Annotated in this window: 18 protein-coding genes and 1 tRNA gene; 15 read left to right on the forward strand and 4 right to left on the reverse strand. The window is 65.1% G+C overall.

The features are described 5' to 3' along the window. The first annotated feature begins 48 nt into the window (after positions 1 to 48). Genes ACRVY7_RS16705 through ACRVY7_RS16745 form a run of 9 tightly spaced genes read left to right on the forward strand, consistent with a single transcriptional unit; the run spans position 49 to position 8,308 of the window. Positions 49 to 1,143, forward strand: a complete 1,095-nt coding sequence (locus ACRVY7_RS16705; protein ID WP_431817837.1) for a PhoH family protein — start codon at positions 49 to 51, stop codon at positions 1,141 to 1,143. Continuing rightward, positions 1,140 to 1,733, forward strand: a complete 594-nt coding sequence (gene ybeY / locus ACRVY7_RS16710; RefSeq protein ID WP_049698337.1) for an rRNA maturation RNase YbeY — start codon at positions 1,140 to 1,142, stop codon at positions 1,731 to 1,733. Before ACRVY7_RS16705 ends, ybeY begins: the two co-directional genes overlap by 4 nt. 2 nt (positions 1,734 to 1,735) lie before the next feature. Further along, positions 1,736 to 3,211 (forward strand): hemolysin family protein, encoded by a 1,476-nt coding sequence (locus tag ACRVY7_RS16715; protein ID WP_431817890.1) that lies wholly within the window; start codon positions 1,736 to 1,738, stop codon positions 3,209 to 3,211. Continuing rightward, positions 3,208 to 3,543: a cytidine deaminase gene (locus ACRVY7_RS16720; RefSeq protein ID WP_431817838.1), complete on the forward strand. Its 336-nt coding sequence runs from the start codon at positions 3,208 to 3,210 to the stop codon at positions 3,541 to 3,543. The genes ACRVY7_RS16715 and ACRVY7_RS16720 overlap by 4 nt, the downstream gene beginning before the upstream one ends. Next, positions 3,540 to 4,454 carry a GTPase Era gene (gene era, locus ACRVY7_RS16725; protein ID WP_049698334.1) on the forward strand — a complete coding sequence of 305 codons (915 nt, stop codon included), beginning with the start codon at positions 3,540 to 3,542 and terminating at the stop codon, positions 4,452 to 4,454. The genes ACRVY7_RS16720 and era overlap by 4 nt, the downstream gene beginning before the upstream one ends. Positions 4,455 to 4,481: 27 nt before the next feature. After that, a complete protein-coding gene (locus tag ACRVY7_RS16730; protein WP_431817839.1) occupies positions 4,482 to 6,191 on the forward strand; it encodes a YhgE/Pip domain-containing protein in 1,710 nt (569 codons plus the stop codon). A 48-nt stretch (positions 6,192 to 6,239) separates the two neighbouring features. Next, positions 6,240 to 7,046 carry a DNA repair protein RecO gene (gene recO, locus ACRVY7_RS16735; protein WP_049698332.1) on the forward strand — a complete coding sequence of 269 codons (807 nt, stop codon included), beginning with the start codon at positions 6,240 to 6,242 and terminating at the stop codon, positions 7,044 to 7,046. Further along, positions 7,012 to 7,848: an isoprenyl transferase gene (locus ACRVY7_RS16740; RefSeq protein ID WP_005206497.1), complete on the forward strand. Its 837-nt coding sequence runs from the start codon at positions 7,012 to 7,014 to the stop codon at positions 7,846 to 7,848. The genes recO and ACRVY7_RS16740 overlap by 35 nt, the downstream gene beginning before the upstream one ends. A 28-nt stretch (positions 7,849 to 7,876) precedes the next feature. Further along, positions 7,877 to 8,308 carry a hypothetical protein gene (locus ACRVY7_RS16745; protein WP_431817840.1) on the forward strand — a complete coding sequence of 144 codons (432 nt, stop codon included), beginning with the start codon at positions 7,877 to 7,879 and terminating at the stop codon, positions 8,306 to 8,308. A 31-nt stretch (positions 8,309 to 8,339) separates the two neighbouring features. On the opposite strand, the gene ACRVY7_RS16750 is transcribed toward ACRVY7_RS16745, so the two are convergent. Together ACRVY7_RS16750 and ACRVY7_RS16755 are read right to left on the reverse strand one after the other, a co-directional pair. Next, positions 8,340 to 8,795 (reverse strand): Fur family transcriptional regulator, encoded by a 456-nt coding sequence (locus ACRVY7_RS16750; protein ID WP_049698331.1) that lies wholly within the window; start codon positions 8,793 to 8,795, stop codon positions 8,340 to 8,342. Continuing rightward, entirely contained in the window at positions 8,792 to 9,232 is a 441-nt protein-coding gene (locus ACRVY7_RS16755; RefSeq protein ID WP_431817841.1) for an ArsR/SmtB family transcription factor, read from the reverse strand. The genes ACRVY7_RS16750 and ACRVY7_RS16755 overlap by 4 nt, the downstream gene beginning before the upstream one ends. Positions 9,233 to 9,419: 187 nt before the next feature. Between ACRVY7_RS16755 and ACRVY7_RS16760 the strand changes: the two genes are divergently transcribed. The 4 genes from ACRVY7_RS16760 (at position 9,420) to ACRVY7_RS16775 (ending at position 14,270) form a co-directional block, all read left to right on the forward strand. Beyond that, positions 9,420 to 10,823 (forward strand): glycine--tRNA ligase, encoded by a 1,404-nt coding sequence (locus ACRVY7_RS16760; RefSeq protein WP_005206493.1) that lies wholly within the window; start codon positions 9,420 to 9,422, stop codon positions 10,821 to 10,823. Between the two features lie 126 nt (positions 10,824 to 10,949). Beyond that, positions 10,950 to 11,423, forward strand: a complete 474-nt coding sequence (locus ACRVY7_RS16765; RefSeq protein WP_064864654.1) for a cold-shock protein — start codon at positions 10,950 to 10,952, stop codon at positions 11,421 to 11,423. Next, positions 11,416 to 12,723: a deoxyguanosinetriphosphate triphosphohydrolase gene (locus ACRVY7_RS16770; RefSeq protein ID WP_431817842.1), complete on the forward strand. Its 1,308-nt coding sequence runs from the start codon at positions 11,416 to 11,418 to the stop codon at positions 12,721 to 12,723. Before ACRVY7_RS16765 ends, ACRVY7_RS16770 begins: the two co-directional genes overlap by 8 nt. A 305-nt stretch (positions 12,724 to 13,028) precedes the next feature. After that, positions 13,029 to 14,270, forward strand: a complete 1,242-nt coding sequence (locus tag ACRVY7_RS16775; RefSeq protein WP_431817843.1) for a PE-PPE domain-containing protein — start codon at positions 13,029 to 13,031, stop codon at positions 14,268 to 14,270. Positions 14,271 to 14,284: 14 nt separating this feature from the next. On the opposite strand, the gene ACRVY7_RS16780 is transcribed toward ACRVY7_RS16775, so the two are convergent. Continuing rightward, positions 14,285 to 16,522 carry a glycoside hydrolase family 3 C-terminal domain-containing protein gene (locus tag ACRVY7_RS16780; RefSeq protein ID WP_431817844.1) on the reverse strand — a complete coding sequence of 746 codons (2,238 nt, stop codon included), beginning with the start codon at positions 16,520 to 16,522 and terminating at the stop codon, positions 14,285 to 14,287. 142 nt (positions 16,523 to 16,664) lie between these two features. On the opposite strand from ACRVY7_RS16780, the gene dnaG reads away from it, so the two are divergent. Further along, positions 16,665 to 18,584, forward strand: coding sequence for a DNA primase (gene dnaG / locus ACRVY7_RS16785; RefSeq protein WP_431817845.1), 1,920 nt, complete (start codon positions 16,665 to 16,667; stop codon positions 18,582 to 18,584). Between the two features lie 6 nt (positions 18,585 to 18,590). Here the strand turns inward: dnaG and ACRVY7_RS16790 are convergent, their stop codons facing one another. Further along, complete coding sequence (locus ACRVY7_RS16790; protein WP_431817846.1) at positions 18,591 to 18,749, reverse strand: hypothetical protein; 159 nt, start codon at positions 18,747 to 18,749, stop codon at positions 18,591 to 18,593. A 483-nt stretch (positions 18,750 to 19,232) separates the two neighbouring features. Between ACRVY7_RS16790 and ACRVY7_RS16795 the strand changes: the two genes are divergently transcribed. Further along, positions 19,233 to 19,309: transfer RNA gene (locus ACRVY7_RS16795), tRNA-Ile, on the forward strand. The last annotated feature ends 4 nt before the right edge of the window (positions 19,310 to 19,313 follow it).

Raw genomic sequence — 19,313 nt, forward strand, 5'->3', positions numbered from 1 at the left:
GTGCACGCATAGAGCCCAAAGCCCCAGACACCAGGAGTGATTGCATACGTGAGTGACGGCACCCCCGACGTGAACGCGCCGAGCAGCGGAACATCAGGGGGCAGACCTGTGGTCACCTCCAACGTGGAAATCTCTCCCGAGGTGGTTTTCGGCCTGCTCGGGGCCAGTGACATCAACCTGCGCACCCTCGAGAAGCTGCTCCCCGCCGATATCCATGTTCGCGGCAACCAGGTAACGCTCAGCGGTCAGCAGACCGACGTCGCGGCGTCGGAAAGAGTTGTGGCCGAACTGGTCGACCTGGTGGGACGCGGGACTCCGCTCACCCCCGATCTCGTGCGGCACAGCGTGTCGATGTTGAGCGAAGGGTCGTCGGAGTCGCCGGCAGAAGTGCTGTCGCTCGACATCATCTCCCGCCGCGGAAAGACGATCCGGCCCAAGACGCTCAACCAGAAGAAGTATGTCGACGCCATCGACAACAACACCATTGTGTTCGGGCTCGGACCAGCGGGAACCGGCAAGACGTACCTCGCGATGGCCAAGGCGGTCCAGGCGCTGCAGGGCAAAGCGGTCAACCGCATCATCCTCACGCGCCCGGCAGTCGAGGCAGGGGAGCGGCTCGGCTTCCTTCCGGGAACCCTCAGCGAGAAGATCGACCCGTACCTGCGGCCGCTGTACGACGCTCTGCACGACATGATCGATCCGGAGTCGATACCGAAACTCATGGCGGCGGGCGTCATCGAGGTCGCGCCGCTGGCATATATGCGTGGACGCACGTTGAACGACGCCTTCATCATTCTCGACGAGGCGCAGAACACGACCAGCGAGCAGATGAAGATGTTCCTGACCCGTCTCGGGTTCGGGTCGAAGGTCGTCGTCACCGGCGACGTCACGCAGGTCGACCTGCCCGGCGGAGCGCAGAGCGGCCTCAACGCCGCGACGCGCATTCTCGAGGGCATCGACGACATCCACTTCTCGCATCTGAACAGCTCCGACGTCGTGCGTCATCGGCTGGTGGCCGACATCGTCGATGCATACGGTCGCGACGACGAGGCACATCGTTCGTCGGGTCGGCTGCGTGACGCCGGCGCCCAAGGTGGCAATCGTGCGGCTCGACGCGCCGCGGGACAGGGACGACGCTCATGAGTATCGAACTCGCCAACGAGTCGGGCGTCGAGGCCCCGGCGGAACTGATCATCGGCGCCGCGCGGTTCGCCGTGGGGGCGATGGATGTCAATCCGGCAGCCGAGCTCTCGCTGCTTCTCGTCGACGAGGACACAATGGCCGACATGCACGTCCAGTGGATGGACCTGCCCGGCCCGACCGACGTCATGAGCTTCCCGATGGACGAACTCGTACCCGGCGGCCGCCCCGACGCCGCGGAACCCGGTCCGGCGATCCTCGGGGACATCGTGATCTGTCCCGCTTTCGCGAAGCGTCAAGCCAAGGAGGCACGACGCTCCTTCGACCATGAACTCGCGATGCTCACGATCCACGGTGTCCTGCACCTGCTCGGCTACGACCACGCCGAGCCGGAGGAGGAAAAGGAGATGTTCGGGCTGCAGAACAGCATCCTCGAGGAGTTCTACGCCGAACGTCACCGCGTCGCGCAGGTGCAGCGACAGTCCGATCGTGACACCAAGCTGTTGACCAACATCGGCTTCTCCGACGTCGCGTCGGTCGACGCGGCTCCCGACGCCCCCGACTCGGGTCAGACCCCGGCCAAGGACACGTGACCTTGTCGCAAGACATCTGGTTCCTCATCGTCGCTCTGGTACTGCTCGCTTTCGCAGGCGTGTTCGCCGCGGTCGACACCGCGGTGTCGACGGTGTCCATCGCTCGTGTCGAAGACATGGTCAAAGAGCAGCGTGCCGGTGCGCGCAGGCTCGTGTCGGTGTTGGATGCGCGCGCCACCTACGTCGGTCTCGCCGTGTTCCTTCGCGTCGCCTGCGAGACAGCGGCGGTCGCACTCGCCGCTGTCGCCGCGGTCGATGCGCTCGGGGTCGGCTGGGGGCTCGTCGTCACAATCGCGGGCATGACCGTGCTCTCCTACATCGCGGCAGGCGTCGGACCTCGCACGCTGGGCAGGCAACACGCCTACAGCGTCGCGCTGGCCTCGGCGGTGTTCCTGCAGGCCCTCGGTGTGCTGCTGACACCGGTCACCCGACTTCTCATCCTCATCGGCAACGCGTTGACCCCCGGACGCGGTTACCGCAACGGGCCGTTCGCCACCGAGGTCGAGTTGCGAGAGGTCGTCGACCTCGCGGAGGCAAGCGGTGTGGTCGCGGCAGATGAGCGCCGGATGATCCAATCCGTGTTCGACCTCGGAGACACCAACGCCCGTGAGGTGATGGTCCCGCGCACCGAGATGATCTGGATCGAGGACGACAAGACCGTCGCGCAGGCGCTGAATCTCGCACTGCGGTCCGGGCATTCGCGCATACCCGTGATCGGTGAGAATCCCGACGACGTGCTCGGCGTCGTATATCTCAAAGATCTCGCGTCGACTTTGAATGCGGGAGAACCGATCACGGTCATCCGGGTGCGAGACCTCATGCGTCCGGCCGAGTTCATGCCCGACTCGAAGCCACTGGACAAGGTCCTCGCCGACATGCAGCGCACCCGCAACCACATGGCGCTCCTGGTCGACGAGTACGGGGGCATCGCAGGCCTGGTCACCATCGAGGACGTACTCGAGGAGATCGTGGGTGAGATCACCGACGAGTACGACACCGACGAGGTCGCTCCGATCGAAGATCTGGGTGATGGCCGTGTTCGGGTGTCGGCACGGCTGCCCGTCGAGGATCTCGGCGAACTCTTCGACATCGAGATCGACGACGACGAGGTGGAAACCGTCGGTGGACTCGTCGGGCTGGAGTTGGGCCGCGTGCCGCTGCCAGGTGCAGACGTCGAATCCCACGGACTGCGGCTGGTCGCAGAGGGAGGCCCCAATCAGCAAGGGCGTCAACGTATCACCACTGTGTTGGTGACCAAGTTGGAATCTGCCGATGATGACGACGCAGACGCTACCTCGCGGGATGACGACGACGCACGGCGTGATCGACGACGCGGTGACGCCCGTGCGGATTCCGACGCGGGCGCGCTGCGCCGAGTGCGTGACGCCGACACCGACACCGATGGGGAATACTCTGAGCGGAACGGCTCGGACCGCGGCACGTCGGTTCACGCACGCAACGGCAAGGATCACAGGTGACCCAGACACTCGACGACGAGGACAACAAACTCGTCGTGCTCGCCAGGGGAGCGCGCGCCCGCGCGGAGACCGCATCGGGGGCGGCAGTCCGCGACGGTGACGGGCGTACCTACGCCGGGGCAGACGTCGAGACGCGCTCGCTGCAGTTGACGGGTCTTCAGGTCGCGCTCGCGACGGCACTCGGCAGCGGAGCGGCCGAGTTCGAGGGTGCCGTCGTCGTCGGCGGCCGCGCAGACGATCCCGGCCTGGCGACGCTGCACGAGATCAGCCCGTCGGCGCCTCTGATCGTCGCCGACGGAAGCGGCGCCGTCGTCGATCGCGTCGACTCATGAGCGACGAGTTCCGCTCAGGATTCGTCTGTTTCGTCGGCAGGCCCAACACGGGAAAGTCGACGCTCACGAACGCCCTCGTCGGCGAGAAGATCGCGATCACGTCGAATCGTCCTCAGACCACACGGCACACCATTCGTGGAATCGTGAACCGGCCGGACGCTCAGCTGATCATCGTCGACACCCCCGGTCTGCACCGACCGCGCACACTCCTCGGGCAACGACTCAACGATCTCGTCCGCGACACCTACTCGGAGGTCGATGTCATCGGGATCTGCATCCCGGCCGACGAGGCGATCGGTCCCGGTGACCGGTGGATCGTGTCGCAGGTGCGACAGATGGCACCCAAGACGACGGTTCTCGGCGTCGTGACAAAGATCGACCGTGTCACACCCGACAAGGTCGCGGCCCAACTGCTCGCACTGAGCAACCTGCTCGGCAGCGAGTCCGAGGTGGTTCCGGTGTCGGCGACCAGCGGCGCGCAGCTCGACGTACTCACAGACGTCCTCGTCTCGCTGATGGAACCGGGCCCCGCGTTCTACCCCGACGGAGAGCTGACCGACGAACCCGAGCAGGTCCTGATGGCGGAGTTCATCCGCGAGGCCGCCCTCGAGGGTGTGCACGACGAGTTGCCGCACTCGCTGGCGGTCGTGATCGAGGAGGTCATCCCGCGCGAGGACCGACGCCCCGATCAGGCACCGATGGTCGACGTCCACGCGATTCTCTACGTGGAGCGCGACAGCCAGAAGGGCATCATCATCGGACACAAGGGTTCGCGCCTCAAGCAGGTGGGTACCACTGCTCGGGCGCAGATCGAGAACCTGCTCGGCGTGAAGGTCTACCTGGATCTGCACGTGAAAGTGGCAAAGGACTGGCAGCGAGACCCCAAACAGCTGGGACGAATGGGCTTCTGACGGCCGATCTCTTCAGGAGGTACGACGGTGGGCAAGCACGAGGGATCGGACGAATCGGCACCAGCCGACGCGGTCGATTCGACGCAAGACAGTCACGATCAAGACGGTCACGATCACGACAGTCACGATCAAGACGGTCACGATCACGACAGTCACGATCAAGACGGTCACGATCAAGACGGTCACAGCACGGAGACTCTCACCGACGAGAGTGGGTCCGCGCAGACCGGCGCTGACGGATACCCGCACGAGGAGCAGGCGGTCAGCACGATCTCAGAGGTGCTGGGTGCGCCCAAGTTCTGGGTCCTACCGGTGTTGCTCGTCGTCGTCATCATGTCGTTCATGGCGGCGTTGTACATGGGCGCTATCGCCGATCCGGAACGCAATCTGCACGACTTCCCGATCGCATTGGCCAACCAGGACAACGGTGGCGAGGTTCCCAACGCCGACGGCGGGACGGACAAGCAGAACTACGGCGACCAGATCGCCAAGGGCATCATCGACGAGGCGGCGAAGAGCGGGATCGCGGTGCACAAGACCGACCGCACCACCGCGCTGAACGAGTTGAACACGGGCAAGGTCTACGGCGTCGTGATCATCAGCCCGAACTTCACCAATCGGGCTGTGGCACTTGGCCAATCGGCGGTGCTGCAGGCCAAGCCCGAGAAGCTGCCGATCGACATCTACATCAATCGCGGCTCGGGAACGTTCGCCTCAGCCATCACGACACAGTTCTCCGAACGCGTGTCGACGCAGGTCAACAAGCAGGTGGGTGACCAACTCACGCAGTCGGTGAGTGAACAACTCGCGAAGGCAAACGTGCCATTCAGTGGTGCGGCTCAGCTTGCTCTCTCGCAGCCGGTGGACGTGCGGACCGTCGAACCCAATCCGCTGCCCGAGGGCTCCGGGAACGGCTTGTCGGCCTTCTACTACACACTTCTGTTGATTCTCGCCGGCTTCACCGGTGCGATGATGGTGAGCATCGTGGTCGACGCCGCGCTCGGCCAGACGCCCATCGAGTTCGGCCCGTTCTACCAACTGCGTCTGCGACTGCCGATCTCGCGCTGGGGAACTCTCGCCGCCAAGTGGACGATCATGTTGCTGATCGCGTTCATCCAGTCGGCGCTGTATGTCGGGGTGTGTACGGCGGTGGGGACCTCGTTACCGAATGCGTTTGTGTTGTGGACGTATTCGGTGTTGGTGATCTTCGCCGTCGGTGTGTCGGCGGCGTCGGCGATGGCAGTCTTCGGAAACCCGGGTCTGATCCTGAATCTGGTGTTCTTCGTGATTCTCGGCCTGCCGTCGTCGGGCGGCACCGTGCCGCTGGAGGCCAGCCCGCGACTGTTCGCCTGGATCGCGTCCGTCGAGCCGATGCATCTGGTGTACCTCGGGGTTCGGTCGATTCTGTACTTCGATGCCGACTGGGATGCGGGCCTCGGCCGCGCCGTGATCCAGACGATCGTCGGACTGATCGTGGGCGGACTGCTGGGCTGGGTGGGAACCAAGTACTACGACCACAAGGGCTGGCATCGCTTCCCCGGTGGCATGCGGCTCTCGCCGCGGATGGCCAAGATCTTCGACGGCGGTAGCGGCAGTCTCCCGACGATCACCACGCCGGCACCACAGCATGTGGCCGGGGTCGCGGGCGCCAGCGTGCGCAAGCGCGAGGCGTCGACCGGTACTCACGTCGGTGCCCACGAGCGCGAACCGGACGACTCCGGAAGTGGCAGCGGTTAGCGGCATGTCTCGACGGACCATGTCGGTGCCCGGTGGAACAATGGCACGGTGAGGTTCTACCAGGATGAAGCGGTTGTGCTGCGTCAGCACAAGCTCGGCGAGGCCGACCGCATCATCACATTGCTGACCGCGGAGCACGGATTGGTGCGTGCGGTCGCCAAGGGTGTGCGTCGGACGAGGTCGAAGTTCGGTGCCCGGCTGGAACCGTTCGCCCACGTCGACATCCACCTCTATCCGGGACGCAACCTCGACGTCGTCACACAGGTTCATTCGATCCACGCGTTCGCCGACGCGATCGTCGCCGACTACGCCCGCTACACCACGGCGTGCGCCGTCCTCGAGACCGCGGAACGCCTTGCCGGTGAGGAACGCGCTCCCGCCCCACAGTTGCACCGGCTCACCGTCGGTGCCCTCGAGGCGCTGGCAGATGATCGGCGCCCGGGAGGGCTGATCCTCGACGCCTTCCTGCTCAGGGCGATGCACTGCGCCGGCTGGATGCCCGCCTTGGATGTCTGTGCACGCTGCGCTTCGCCTGGCCCGCATCGGGCGTTCCACGTCGCTGCCGGCGGTGCGGTATGCCTGCACTGTCGTCCGCCGGGAGCCGCGACCCCGTCGCCCGGAGTCCTCGATCTCATGGACTCGCTGTACCGAGGGCAGTGGGAGCACACCACGGACGCGACCGAGTCGCTACGACGTCAAGCCAGCGGATTGGTCGCCGCGCATCTGCAATGGCATCTCGAGCGTCAATTGCGCACCCTGCCGCTCATCGAACGCGCAACCCCTCATAGTCTGGTTTCACCGAATGTGAGAGGAGCCGGCGATGGCGCTACGGTCGCGGTCCGCGGCTCGGGATGAACGGGCAAAGCAAGCCGCAGCACAGGAACGACGCGCGGTTCGTCCACCCGACCCGCATCCGAGCGGAGCCACACCACCCGCATTGCCCGCCGAACTGATCCCTCGCCACGTCGCGCTCGTGATGGACGGCAACGGCCGGTGGGCCACCGAGCGAGGGCTGCCACGCACCGAGGGGCACAAGCGTGGCGAGGCGGTGCTCATGGACACCGTCTGCGGCTGCATCGAGATGGGCGTCACGTGGCTCTCGGCGTACGCGTTCTCGACGGAGAACTGGTCTCGCAGTCCGGATGAGGTCCGGTTCCTGATGGGCTTCAACCGCGACGTGATCCGCCGCCGTCGCGATGAGATGAACGAGATGGGTGTGCGCGTGCGCTGGGCCGGACGCCGACCACGCCTGTGGCGCAGCGTGATCAAAGAACTCGAAGTGGCCGAGGAACTGACCAAGGACAACACGGTCATGACCCTCACCATGTGTGTGAACTATGGTGGGCGGGCCGAAATCGCTGATGCGGCAAAGGAGATCGCTCGACGCGCCGCGGCGGGCGAGCTCGATCCCGAGCGGATCACCGAGGCGTCGTTCGCAAAGTATCTCGACGAGCCGGACATGCCCGACGTCGATTTGTTCCTGCGTCCGTCGGGGGAGCAGCGCATCTCGAACTTCCTGCTCTGGCAGTCGGCATACGCCGAGATGGTCTATCAGGAGAAGCTGTTTCCCGACTTCGATCGCCGCGACCTGTGGGCAGCGTGCGTCGAGTACGCATCACGCGACCGCCGCTTCGGCGGCGTGATGACGACGGAGTGAGCGTGAGTGGTCGGTGAGCGATGAGTCGATGAGTGATGAGTCGGGCCCCAATTCCTCTGCCGCGCAACAGGTTCTACTCGAAAGAGTGGCCACGCTCCTGACCGAGATCGGCGACGTCACCGACGCCGACGCCGAATCAGTGGTCGTCGCTGTCGGCTCGACGCGGGCGTCGGTTCGTGTCATCGCGCTGGCCGACGACCTTCAGGTGGTCTCGGTGACACAGTTGCTCGCGCTCAACCTTCCCAACACCGACGCGCTCCGTTCCGACGTCGAAGAACTCGACGCGACGCTGAGCTTCGGTAACCTACGACGTTCCGATCTGACCGGCGTGACCACAGATGTGTTGCAGTACTACACATTTCCGGCCGACGGCCTCACCGACATCCCATTGCTGACGGTGCTGCACATCGTACTGTCCGGCGGCGACGACATCGCCCGTAAGCTCGTCGACGCGAGCTGAACCCCGCCGAACATACTCGCGCCGACTCAAGTCAGCGCGCGGCGCGGCAGTCGGCACACACCCCGAACACCTCGACGGTGTGGTGGATGTCGCTGAAGCCGTGTTCTGCCGCGATCTTCGACGCCCAGCGCTCCACCGGATCTGCCTGCACCTCGACCGTCGTGCCGCACACCCGGCACACCAGGTGGTGGTGATGCACCGACGAACAGTTGCGGTAACGCATCTCGCCCGAACCGTCCCAGAGGGCGTCGATTTGCCCGGCCTGGCTCAGCGCCTGCAGGTTGCGATAGACGGTGGTCAAACCGATCGATTCGCCACGGGCTTTGAGTTGCTCGTGAAGCTCCTGTGCCGAGCGGAAGTCGTCGCCCTCCGACAGTGCGTCGGCGATTGCCGCGCGTTGCCGCGTGGAACGGATTCCGGTGACGGGACGCTCGCGGCCCGTGGTGTCGGTGGTCGCGGCGTTGTCAGTGGTGTCGGTGCTGCTCATCGTTTCGTTTCGTCGCTGTGCGCGGTCGATCGCTGTGTTGTCGCTGCGGCCGTGGTGTTCGTGGCGGGCGCGTCGGGGCCGCTTGTCTGCGGCGTCGGACGAGGTTCGGTTGCGTGTGTGAGGGCGTCGGTGACGATGTGTGCAAGGTGGTCGTCGATCAGCGAGTACATGATCTCGCGGCCATTGCGTTCGCCGCTCACGACGCCGGCGTCCTTCAAAACGCGCAGGTGTTGGCTGACCAATGGCTGGCTCACGCCGAGCGAGCCCACCAGTTCGTGCACGCAGCGGGCGTCTTCCTGCAGTGCCAACACGATGGCGATCCGCATGGGCGATGCGAGTGCCCGGAGCAGGTCGCTGGCAGCCTCACGCGCAGCGACGTCGCGGGCACCGACGCCGCGCGAGCCGAGGCCGTCTGAACACTGGCCGCGAGTTCCCATCTCTCCATCTTAAGGGAAGTGGTTGTCATTTGTGGTCGACGCCCCACTGGTCGCGCTGCTCGGACCGGAGGATGCTCGACGGCGCTGGTCAGGCGTCGTCAGCGGACGGCTAGGCTGTAAGGGTTGCCGGCCAGCGTGCCGGCGAGAAGTTTGTGACCTGTCCCAACGTCCGTGGAGAAAGATCCCTGTGGCCTCCCGCCCGTCGAATGCTGCCCCTGCCAAAGTCGAAGCCGTCGTCAACCTCGCCAAGCGTCGGGGTCTTGTGTACCCGAGCGGCGAGATCTACGGCGGAACACGGTCGGCATGGGATTACGGGCCGCTCGGAGTGGAGCTCAAGGAGAACATCAAGCGGCAGTGGTGGCGAAGCATGGTCACCAGTCGCGACGACGTCGTCGGACTCGATTCGTCCGTCATCCTCCCGCGGCCCGTGTGGGAAGCCAGTGGCCACGTCGAGGTGTTCACCGATCCGCTCGTCGAATCGCTGTACACCCACAAGCGCTACCGCGCCGACCACCTGATCGAGGCGTACGAACTCAAGCACGGACATCCTCCGGAGAACGGGCTCGCCGACATCAACGACCCGGAGACGGGTCAGCCGGGCAACTGGACCGAGCCGCGTGCGTTCAGCGGATTGATGAAGACCTACCTCGGGCCGGTCGACGACGAGGAGGGGCTGCACTACCTCCGTCCGGAGACCGCCCAGGGAATCTTCGTCAACTTCAAGAACGTCATGACGACCTCGCGCAAGAAGCCGCCGTTCGGCATCGCACAGATCGGCAAGAGCTTCCGTAACGAGATCACCCCGGGCAACTTCATCTTCCGCACTCGCGAATTCGAGCAGATGGAGATGGAATTCTTCGTCAAGCCGGGTGAAGACGAGGAATGGCACCAGTACTGGATCGATCAACGCTTCGCCTGGTACACCGATCTCGGTATCAATCCGGAGAACCTGCGGCTCTACGACCATCCCAAGGAAAAGCTGTCGCACTATTCCAAGCGCACCGTCGACGTCGAGTACAAGTTCGGCTTCTCGGGGAACCCGTGGGGCGAACTCGAAGGCGTTGCCAATCGCACAGACTTCGATCTGTCCACCCACGCCAAGCATTCGGGTGAAGACCTGTCCTTCTTCGACCAGGCAACGGGCGAGCGGTACACCCCCTACGTGATCGAGCCCGCCGCCGGTCTGACACGTTCGGTGATGGCGTTCCTGTGTGACGCGCTGACCGAGGAAGAGGTGCCGAATGCCAAGGGCGGCACCGATACTCGTACTGTGCTCCGCCTCGATCGTCGACTCGCCCCGGTGAAGGTGGCGGTCCTGCCGCTCTCGCGCAACGAGAAGCTGTCGCCGAAGGCCAAGGACCTCGCCGCGGAACTGCGCAAGTACTGGAACGTCGACTTCGACGACGCCCAGGGGATCGGAAAGCGTTACCGCAGGCAGGACGAGGTCGGAACGCCGTTCTGCGTAACGGTCGATTTCGACACCCTCGACGATCAGGCCGTGACGATTCGCGAACGCGACACGATGAGCCAGGAGCGGATCGCGCTCGATCGCGTCGTCGAATATCTGGGGAGCAAACTGCTCGGGGCGTGACGTCTACGGTTCGCCAGTCGGTCGTTGGGTAGGCCTGACCTGCGGTGGTCTGTCACAATTGAGAAGAGTTGCCGTGCGCGGTCGGACACGGGGTCCGACCGGGCGGCGAGGAGAGTGAGTGGAGTCGTGGCGGTCAGCGGGAAAGTTGTTCATTACGACACGAACAGAGGTTTCGGATTCTTGGCTCCGGAGTCCGGCGGTGCCGATGTGTTCTTGCACATCAATGACATCGATATCGACGAGGATTCGCTGAAGCCGGGCGCCAAGGTCTCGTTCGACATCGAGGAAACCGACCGCGGAGCCAAGGCGGTCAACGTCGCGGTCACCGAAGAAGCGCCTGCCGACGAGTCGGGATCGGGGCGCCCACATCGTCGCGATTCACACGATCACCACGGTCGGTCGCACGGTTCCGACCGCTCGCATGGAGCCGACCGTCGACGTCCCCGTGGAGGCGGCGGGTCACTCGATGCAGCGGCGTTCACCGAGGAGATCACCGAACTGCTCCTCGACGCCTCCGGTGACCTGACTGCCAAGCAGATCGTCGCCATCCGTCAACGCGTCACCGACTTCGCGGTCGGTCGGGGCTGGGTGCTTGACTAGTACCCCGCTCTCTGGCCTGACCGGTATACCTCCGACTGCTGAGTACGGCGAGGAGGCTGTCGAGCGCATCGTTCGTGAGGGCGCGAAGACAGCCAGCCTGCCCGGTACCAGGACAGATCACCGCAGTGAGTACGCGCGCGACCGTGCGCGCGTACTCCATTCGGCCGCATTGCGTCGGCTTGCGGACAAGACCCAGGTCGTCGGACCACGCGAGGGTGATACTCCGCGCACCCGCCTCACGCACTCGCTCGAGGTGGGACAGATCGGACGCGGGATCGCGATCGGTCTCGGCTGCGAGCCCGATCTCGTCGAACTCGCCGGTCTCGCTCACGACATCGGGCATCCGCCGTACGGGCACAACGGCGAACGAGCGCTCGACGAGGTTGCCGTCGACATCGGCGGGTTCGAGGGCAACGCGCAGAACCTGCGCATCCTGACTCGACTCGAACCGAAACTGCTCGACGCCGACGGTGCTTCCGCGGGGTTGAACCTGACCCGCGCGTCGCTGGACGCCACGCTCAAGTACCCGTGGCTGCGCCGGCCACCGGCCCGCAAGTTCGGTGCGTACGACGACGACGCTGACACCCTCGCGTGGGTTCGCAAGGGTGCGCCGGGCGATCGGCAGTGCATCGAAGCACAGGTCATGGACTGGTCGGACGACGTCGCATACTCGGTGCACGACCTTGAAGACGGGGTCATCGCCAACCGTATCGATCTCCGGTCACTCGGCGATCCTGACGATCAACGCACGCTGGCGGAGATTGGCGTCGCAGAGTTTCCCGAGTTGGAACCGGAACCGCTGATCGACGCCGCGGGCAGGCTCTCGCAAATGGACATCGTGCGTGCAGTCGGGGTGTTCGACGGCAGCCTCGACGCGTCGGTGCGGCTCAAGAGACTCACGAGCGAACTCATCGGCAGGTTTGCGTCCGCCGCCATCACGGGTACCCGCGAGCAGGTCGGTGGGCGCTCGATCGCTCGCTACGACGCCGATCTGACGGTGCCGCCGCTGATCGCTGCCGAGGTTGCGATCCTCAAGACCTTGGCGCTGCGATTCATCTTCTCCAACGAACGCCACAAGTCGCACCAGGCCCGCCAACGCGAGCGTATCCATCGGGTCGCGGGCTGGTTGATGGCCGCGGCTCCTGGCGGACTCGATCCGATCTTCGTCCCGACCTGGCAGGCCGCCGATACCGACGCCGCGCGACTGCGCGTCATCGTCGATCAGATCGCGTCGATGACCGAGGGGCGCCTCGAGCGCATGGACAAGCAGAACTCCGGAGCTCAGGCGCACCTCGGCTGAGGTTCAGACTGGCCGGGCCTCGGCGTGCACCGGCACTCGGGAGCGGCAGGACTCGGATGCGCCCGGAATCGGGATACGCCAGGGTTTCAGAATGTATCGACTAGTTGCGTGTGCATTGTGATTCGCCGCGGTTTGTACAAGCGGATTCTTACGGTATCTGATTTTGGCAAATCTATTTGACGTAAAAGGCAATTCCAATTCGGGTTAACGCGCGTCTGGTTAGCTATCTATGCGTACAGTTTGTTCTGGGAGACCTTCGGGGGCTGTCGAAAGGAATGACGCGGATGGCCCGCCTCCGGAGTCGATTGAGCAACACTGGAATCATTGCATTCTTCGCCTGCAGCATGGTCAGTCTCGCGTTGTTCAGTGGTAGTCCGCGGGCGACCGCGGCGGTTCTGCCCGCCCCGTCGTCGGACACATCGATTTACACGCTCGAACCACTCGACTACAACCTTTTTCCCGTGATGAAAACACTGTTGCGGGGAGCGTGTCTGAAAGCTGGACCGAACTGCACGAAGATCTGGACTCCGGCAGCGCTTGACCCGTCGCATCTGCGGGGAGTGCTCGGCGAGGTTGGTCCGATCTCGATCGGCGCCTTTGCGCTCGACGCTGCATTCCGTAGCGACGGCGACAAGAATGTCGTGGTTCTCGGGTACTCACAGGGCGGACAGGTCGCCGCATTCTGGTTGCGCAACCTGAGCCAGAACGCATCCTCGTACGCGCCGCCGTCGACGACGTCGTTTCTGCTCGTTGGCAACCCGGAGAACACCTACAGCCCGCCCTGGCTGCCGAAGACGCCAACTGACACCGGCTACAAAGTCACCGAGTTGTGGCGGCAGTACGACGGGTGGGCGGATTGGCCGACGCACTTCAACCTCATCGCCTACGCGAACGCCATCGCAGGCATGTTGTACGTCCACCCGTTCGCCTATGTGGACGCCGATCCCGACGATCCGAACAATGTCAGGTGGACCGACGGCAACACCACCTACGTGATGATTCCGTCCCACGACCTCCCGCTGCTGCAGCCGCTGCGATTCATCGGACTCGGGTTTGTCGCAGACGCGCTCAACGATCCGCTCAAAAAGATCGTCGACAGCGCTTACGACCATCCGCAGAGCTCCTCCGACGTCGCAGCCCAAACGCCTTCCGCCACGGCGGCCGACGCGGCGGACTCTGGCGCCGCGACTGCAGCGGCACGCACGACCACGGGTCTGTCGAGAGCCGCAGCCACATCCGAACCGCGAGCGACTGCCCCCGAATCCGTCGACACGACCGAATCCTCGGACAGCTCTGGAACATCCGAAGCTGCAACCGAATCGAGCGTCGTGGAGTCGCCGCCCGCGTCACCGGTGCCCACCGAACCCGCTGTGCCCACCGAACCCGCGGTGCCCACCGAACCCACTGTGCCGAGCAGTCCGACCGTGCCGAGCGGAACGGAGGGGTCGACCGGCTCCGAGGGTGCGACGACTGAGGGCGCGACGACTGGGGCGCCGTCCGAAGCTCCTGCCCGTGCGGCGGATGCCTCAGCGACAGGTGGCGAGTAGCCGTCGATCGGCGACTACTCGTCGGATGAGTTTCCGGCGTCGACGTTGACGGCGTCGAGCTTCTCGGCCAGCGCCCTCTTGGTGACCGCGCCCGTGGTGAATTCGGGCAGTCTGTCGACAGGAACCGAGCCGATCATGGCCAGCAGTCCCGGTCCGTCGGCCTCGGTGACGTCGGGGAACGAGCTTTTGACCAGGTCGGTCAACGCATCCTTGCCGCTGGGGACCGAAACCACCTCGGCGATGGTCGAATTGGTGGTCAGTGGGATGGTGATCTCGTCTCCCTTGACCTCGACATCGGTGTGCAGGCGGATATCGCGACTCGACGCTCCGACGTCGATCCGATACGTCGCGCCTTCGACGACGAAATCGTGGACGCGAATATCCCAGTACGCCAACACATCCCGCGGCACGCTGATGGTGACGCGCTGCTCTTCGCCGGCCTTGACGTCAACGCTGGCGAAGGCCTTCAGTTCGCGCACCGGTCGCGAGACGGACGAGGTCTCGATGCCGGAATAGACCTGCACGACCTCGCGTCCGTCGACGCTGCCGACGTTCGCGACGGTGACCTCGACGGCCAGGCCGTCGGCGGTCTCGGTGACCGCGAGGTCGCGGTAGTCGAAGTCGGTGTAGGACAAGCCATGTCCGAACGGATAGGAGAGGTTCATCTTGCGTGCGTCGTACCAGCGGTAGCCGATGAACAGTCCCTCGCCGTAGGTGACGTGCTGGAATTCGCCAGGAAAGTTCAGGTAGCTCGGGTTGTCCTCGAGGCGCAGCGGGATGGTCTCCGACAGTCGCCCGGACGGATTGACGCTACCGAACAGAACGTCGGCGATGGCGCCTCCGCCTGCCTGGCCGAGAAGCGCACCGTCGAGGATCGCGGGTGCGAGGAGCGGCGCGACGCGGAGCACTCCGCCGCGTGAGAGCACAACGGCCGTACGGGGATTCACTGCCAGAACCGCCTCGGCGAGTTCGAGTTGATCGGCGGGTAGGTCGATGGTGGTCCTGTCGAATCCCTCTGACTCCTGGTGCTCGGCGAGCCCGAGGAACAGCACGACGTTGGTGGCCGATCGCGCCGCGGCGACGGCATCGGAAATGAGGTCGCTGCGGTTCTGGGAATCGTTGTCGTCGGTGGTGTAGCCGGCGGCGTAGACGACTTCCGAGCCTGCATGGCTCTTGATCTCGTCGAGCGGGATGTCGACCTTGGTGGCGTTGACCTTCGACGACCCGCCGCCCTGATAGCGCGGTTGCGAGGCCATCGTGCCGATGACAGCCAGCGATTCGGAGGTGTCGAAGGGGAGAAGATTGTCGTCGTTGCGCAACAACACGATTGCCTCGGCAGCGGCCTCGCGTGCCAGCGCGTGATGGGCGTCGACGTCGAATGTGCCGTTCTCCGAACGGATGTGCGGTGCTGCTCGTTCGACGAGCGCGATCATCCGGTCGGCAGACTCCCGCAGTGCCTGCGGGTCGAGGCGGCCGTCGTCTGCGGCAGCCGCGACGTCGTCGTCGAGTTCGTCGCCCCCGAACGGCATCATCAGGTCGAGTCCGGCGGCCACCGAGCGGACACGGTCGACAACTGCGCCCCAGTCGCTGACCACCACGCCGTCGAATCCCCATGTGTCTCGCAGGATGTCGGTGAGCAGTTCGCGGCTCTCACTCGCGTGGACGCCGTTGATGCGGTTGTACGAGCACATCACCGTCCACGGTCGGGCGGTGCGGACGATGTGGCCGAACGCTCGAAGGTACAGCTCGTGCAGTGTGCGCTCGTCGATCGCGGCGCTCACCCGCATGCGATCGGTCTCCTGGTTGTTGGCCGCGAAGTGCTTGAGCGACGCACCCACGTCGACGCTCTGCACGCCGCATACCCACGCTTCGCCGAATGCTGCCGAGAGAACAGGATCCTCGGAGTAGTACTCGAAGTTGCGGCCGCCGAGTGGGGAGCGTTTGAGGTTGATACCGGGGCCGAGAACAACCGAGACCTGGCGGGCGAGTGCCTCGGTGCCGATGGCTTTGCCGATGCGGGCGGCGAGGTCGGGGTTCCAGGTTTGGGAGAGTCCGACAGCCGGCGGGAAGCAGGTCGCGGGAACGCTCTCCGACAACCCGAGGGCGTCCGACGAGCCCTCTTGTTTACGCAGTCCGTTCGGGCCGTCGGTCATCGCGATCGACGGCAGGCCGCCTTCGGACTTGGTCTGCCAGAAGTTCTTGCCGCTGGTGAGTCGGGCCTGCTCTGCTGTGGACAACGACGGTGTAGCCATAGGTACTCCTCGGTGCGACGACTCGTGCCCCCCGGTCTCGACCGTAGCCGATCCGTCGTCGCAAGCCGGGCGGGTTGGCGCCGGTCCGCGTGCTTGTGGATGTAGCGGACGGCCGAACCGCCGAGGTCACTACACTGGGGACGTGGCAGGCCGAATTCCCGATCGTGACATCACGGCAATCCGTGAACAGACACGTATCGAGGAGATCATCGGCGACTACGTAGCGTTGCGCCCGGCAGGTGCGGACCGGCTCAAGGGGTTGTGTCCCTTCCACGACGAGAAGACGCCGTCGTTCCACGTCCGTCCGCATCACGGTCATTTCCACTGCTTCGGCTGCGGCGAGGGCGGCGACGTCTACAGCTTCTTGCAGAAGCAGGAGCACGTCAGCTTTGTCGAGGCCGTCGAGCAACTCGCCGACCGGCTCGGGTATCAGATCCACTACGAGGGTGGCGGGACGTCGGTCGCACGAGATCGCGGTACCCGTGCACGCCTGGTGGCCGCCAACGCCGCCGCGCAGAAGTACTACGCCGAGCAGTTGCGAACCCCCGACGCCCAGATCGCGCGCGACTACCTCACCGAACGGAACTTCGACGCCGCTGCGGCGTCGACCTTCGGTTGCGGGTACGCACCCGCAGGCTGGGACACGATGACCAAGGCGTTGTTGGCGCAGGGCTTCGAGTTCGCCGAGCTGGAGGCGGCCGGCCTGTCGAAGCAGGGCCGCAAGGGTCCCATCGACAGATTCCACCGCCGTCTGCTGTGGCCGATCCGCAATCTCGGCGGAGACATCATCGGTTTCGGCGCGCGCAAGCTGTTCGACGACGACAACCTCGGCAAGTACATGAACACGCCGGAGACCATGTTGTACAAGAAGTCTCAGGTGTTGTTCGGACTCGATCACGCCAAGAAGAACATCGCCAAGAGTCACCAGGTCGTCGTGGTCGAGGGATATACCGACGTAATGGCGATGCATCTGTCCGGGGTGACGACGGCGGTCGCATCGTGTGGCACCGCGTTCGGTGAGGATCACCTGGCGCTGATCCGTCGACTGATGATGGACGACTCGTACTTTCGCGGCGAGGTGATCTACACGTTCGACGGCGACGCGGCCGGAAAAGCCGCGGCGCTCAAGGCTTTTGAAGGCGAGCAGTCCATCGCCGGCCAGACCTTCGTCGCCATCGCGCCGGAGGGGATGGACCCGTGCGAGTTGCGGCAGAACAGGGGAGACGCCGCTGTCCGTGATCTGATCGCGCGTCGTGTGCCGATGTTCGAGTTCGCGATCAAGGCACTGCTGGCCGGGTTCGATCTGAACACCGCGGAGGGTCGCGTTCACGCCCTGCGCGACACGGTGCCGGTGGTGGCCCGGATCAAAGACGTGGCGCTGCGCGACGAGTACGCCCGTCAGCTCGCAGGCTGGGTTGGCTGGGAAGAAGTCGGGCAGGTGCTCGCGCGAGTCCGTGAGGAGGGCGCGCGCGTCGCCCGGGTGAACGGACGTGCGACGGCATCCGGGCGCGGACGACAGATGCGTCGTGATCGGCCCGAAGCGGAGAAGGCGCCGGGACCCGGGCGACCCAACCCGGATGACCCCCGCCTGTGGCCGCAGCGCGAGGCGCTCAAGGCCGCACTGCAATACCCGGCCATCGCGGGCACCGTCTTCGATTCGCTGCCCGAGGAGTGCTTCACCGAACCCGCGTACACCGTCGTCCGAAATGCGATGTCGGCGTTGGGCGGCACGTCGTCGGGGATGGGCGGCACCGAGTGGATCGACGCCGTCAACCACGAGGTCGACAACCCCGTGGTCGGGCCGATGGTGACCGAACTCGCCGTCGAACCGATGCCGGTCAGCGAGCAGAACATCTCGCGCTACATCGGCAGCGTGCTCGCCCGACTGCAGGAGGTCTGGGTCGGCGCGCAGATCGCCGACATCAAGTCGCGCCTGCGACGCATGGCCCCGGGCGATGACCCCGACGGATATCACGCGGTATTCGGCGATCTCGTGGCGTTGGAGGCGTATCGACGCAGTCTGCTCGAGCAGGCCGTCGACCCTGTCGTCGACGTCGGATGACGGTGGTCAGGCGGCGTTGAGCCTGCCGCCGGGTCGCAGTTCCTCGGGGAACATCGGCCGGTGGGGGTCCTCGGAGTTGTATCGGCAGCCACCGGAGTACGTGTGGGTGCCTTGGCAGCGGTCGGGTGTTGGGCGCGGGCGTCCCCAGATATGGTCTGCACTCATCGGCTCGCCTCCTCGGGCTCGGACAGTGGGCGACGGCGGCGCTGCGACAGCGAAGCGACCGGGATTCTCGGCTCGATGGCCTACCGAAAGTATGGGGCGACACCTGACCGGTCGGCCAGTTGACGCGAGGTTTCACTCGTGGTTGCGCGAATGTGGGTCGTGTCACCGGGCGGGCGGTTGGGGTGCTGAGGCTGGGCTGCGCGCAGAAAGTAGGGGAAAGAACTCTTCCCGCAGTTGCTGACCTTTGCGCCAGAAGTTGCGCGGGGAAATCGAAGAGACCCGCGGAAAGAACGCTTCCCCTAGTTTCTGCGCCCCGGGACCTCAGCTGCTCGACGCCGCGCCGGTGCTGCTCGGCGCCGGGCGCCCCGCAGGAAGTGGGGGAGAGAACCCCTCCTGGTAACGGCAGCAGGGGGACGGAGACGACCCGCGCGAGCCTGGGCGAGGAGGCCGTGGGGTAATCTGCCACCGGGCACGTGCCCGAACGGGGCGGTAGCTCAGTTGGTTAGAGCCGCGGACTCATAATCCGTAGGTCGCGGGTTCGAGCCCCGCCCGCCCCACCACATT

Source organism: Gordonia jacobaea (assembly GCF_965344965.1).
Lineage (GTDB): Bacteria > Actinomycetota > Actinomycetes > Mycobacteriales > Mycobacteriaceae > Gordonia > Gordonia jacobaea.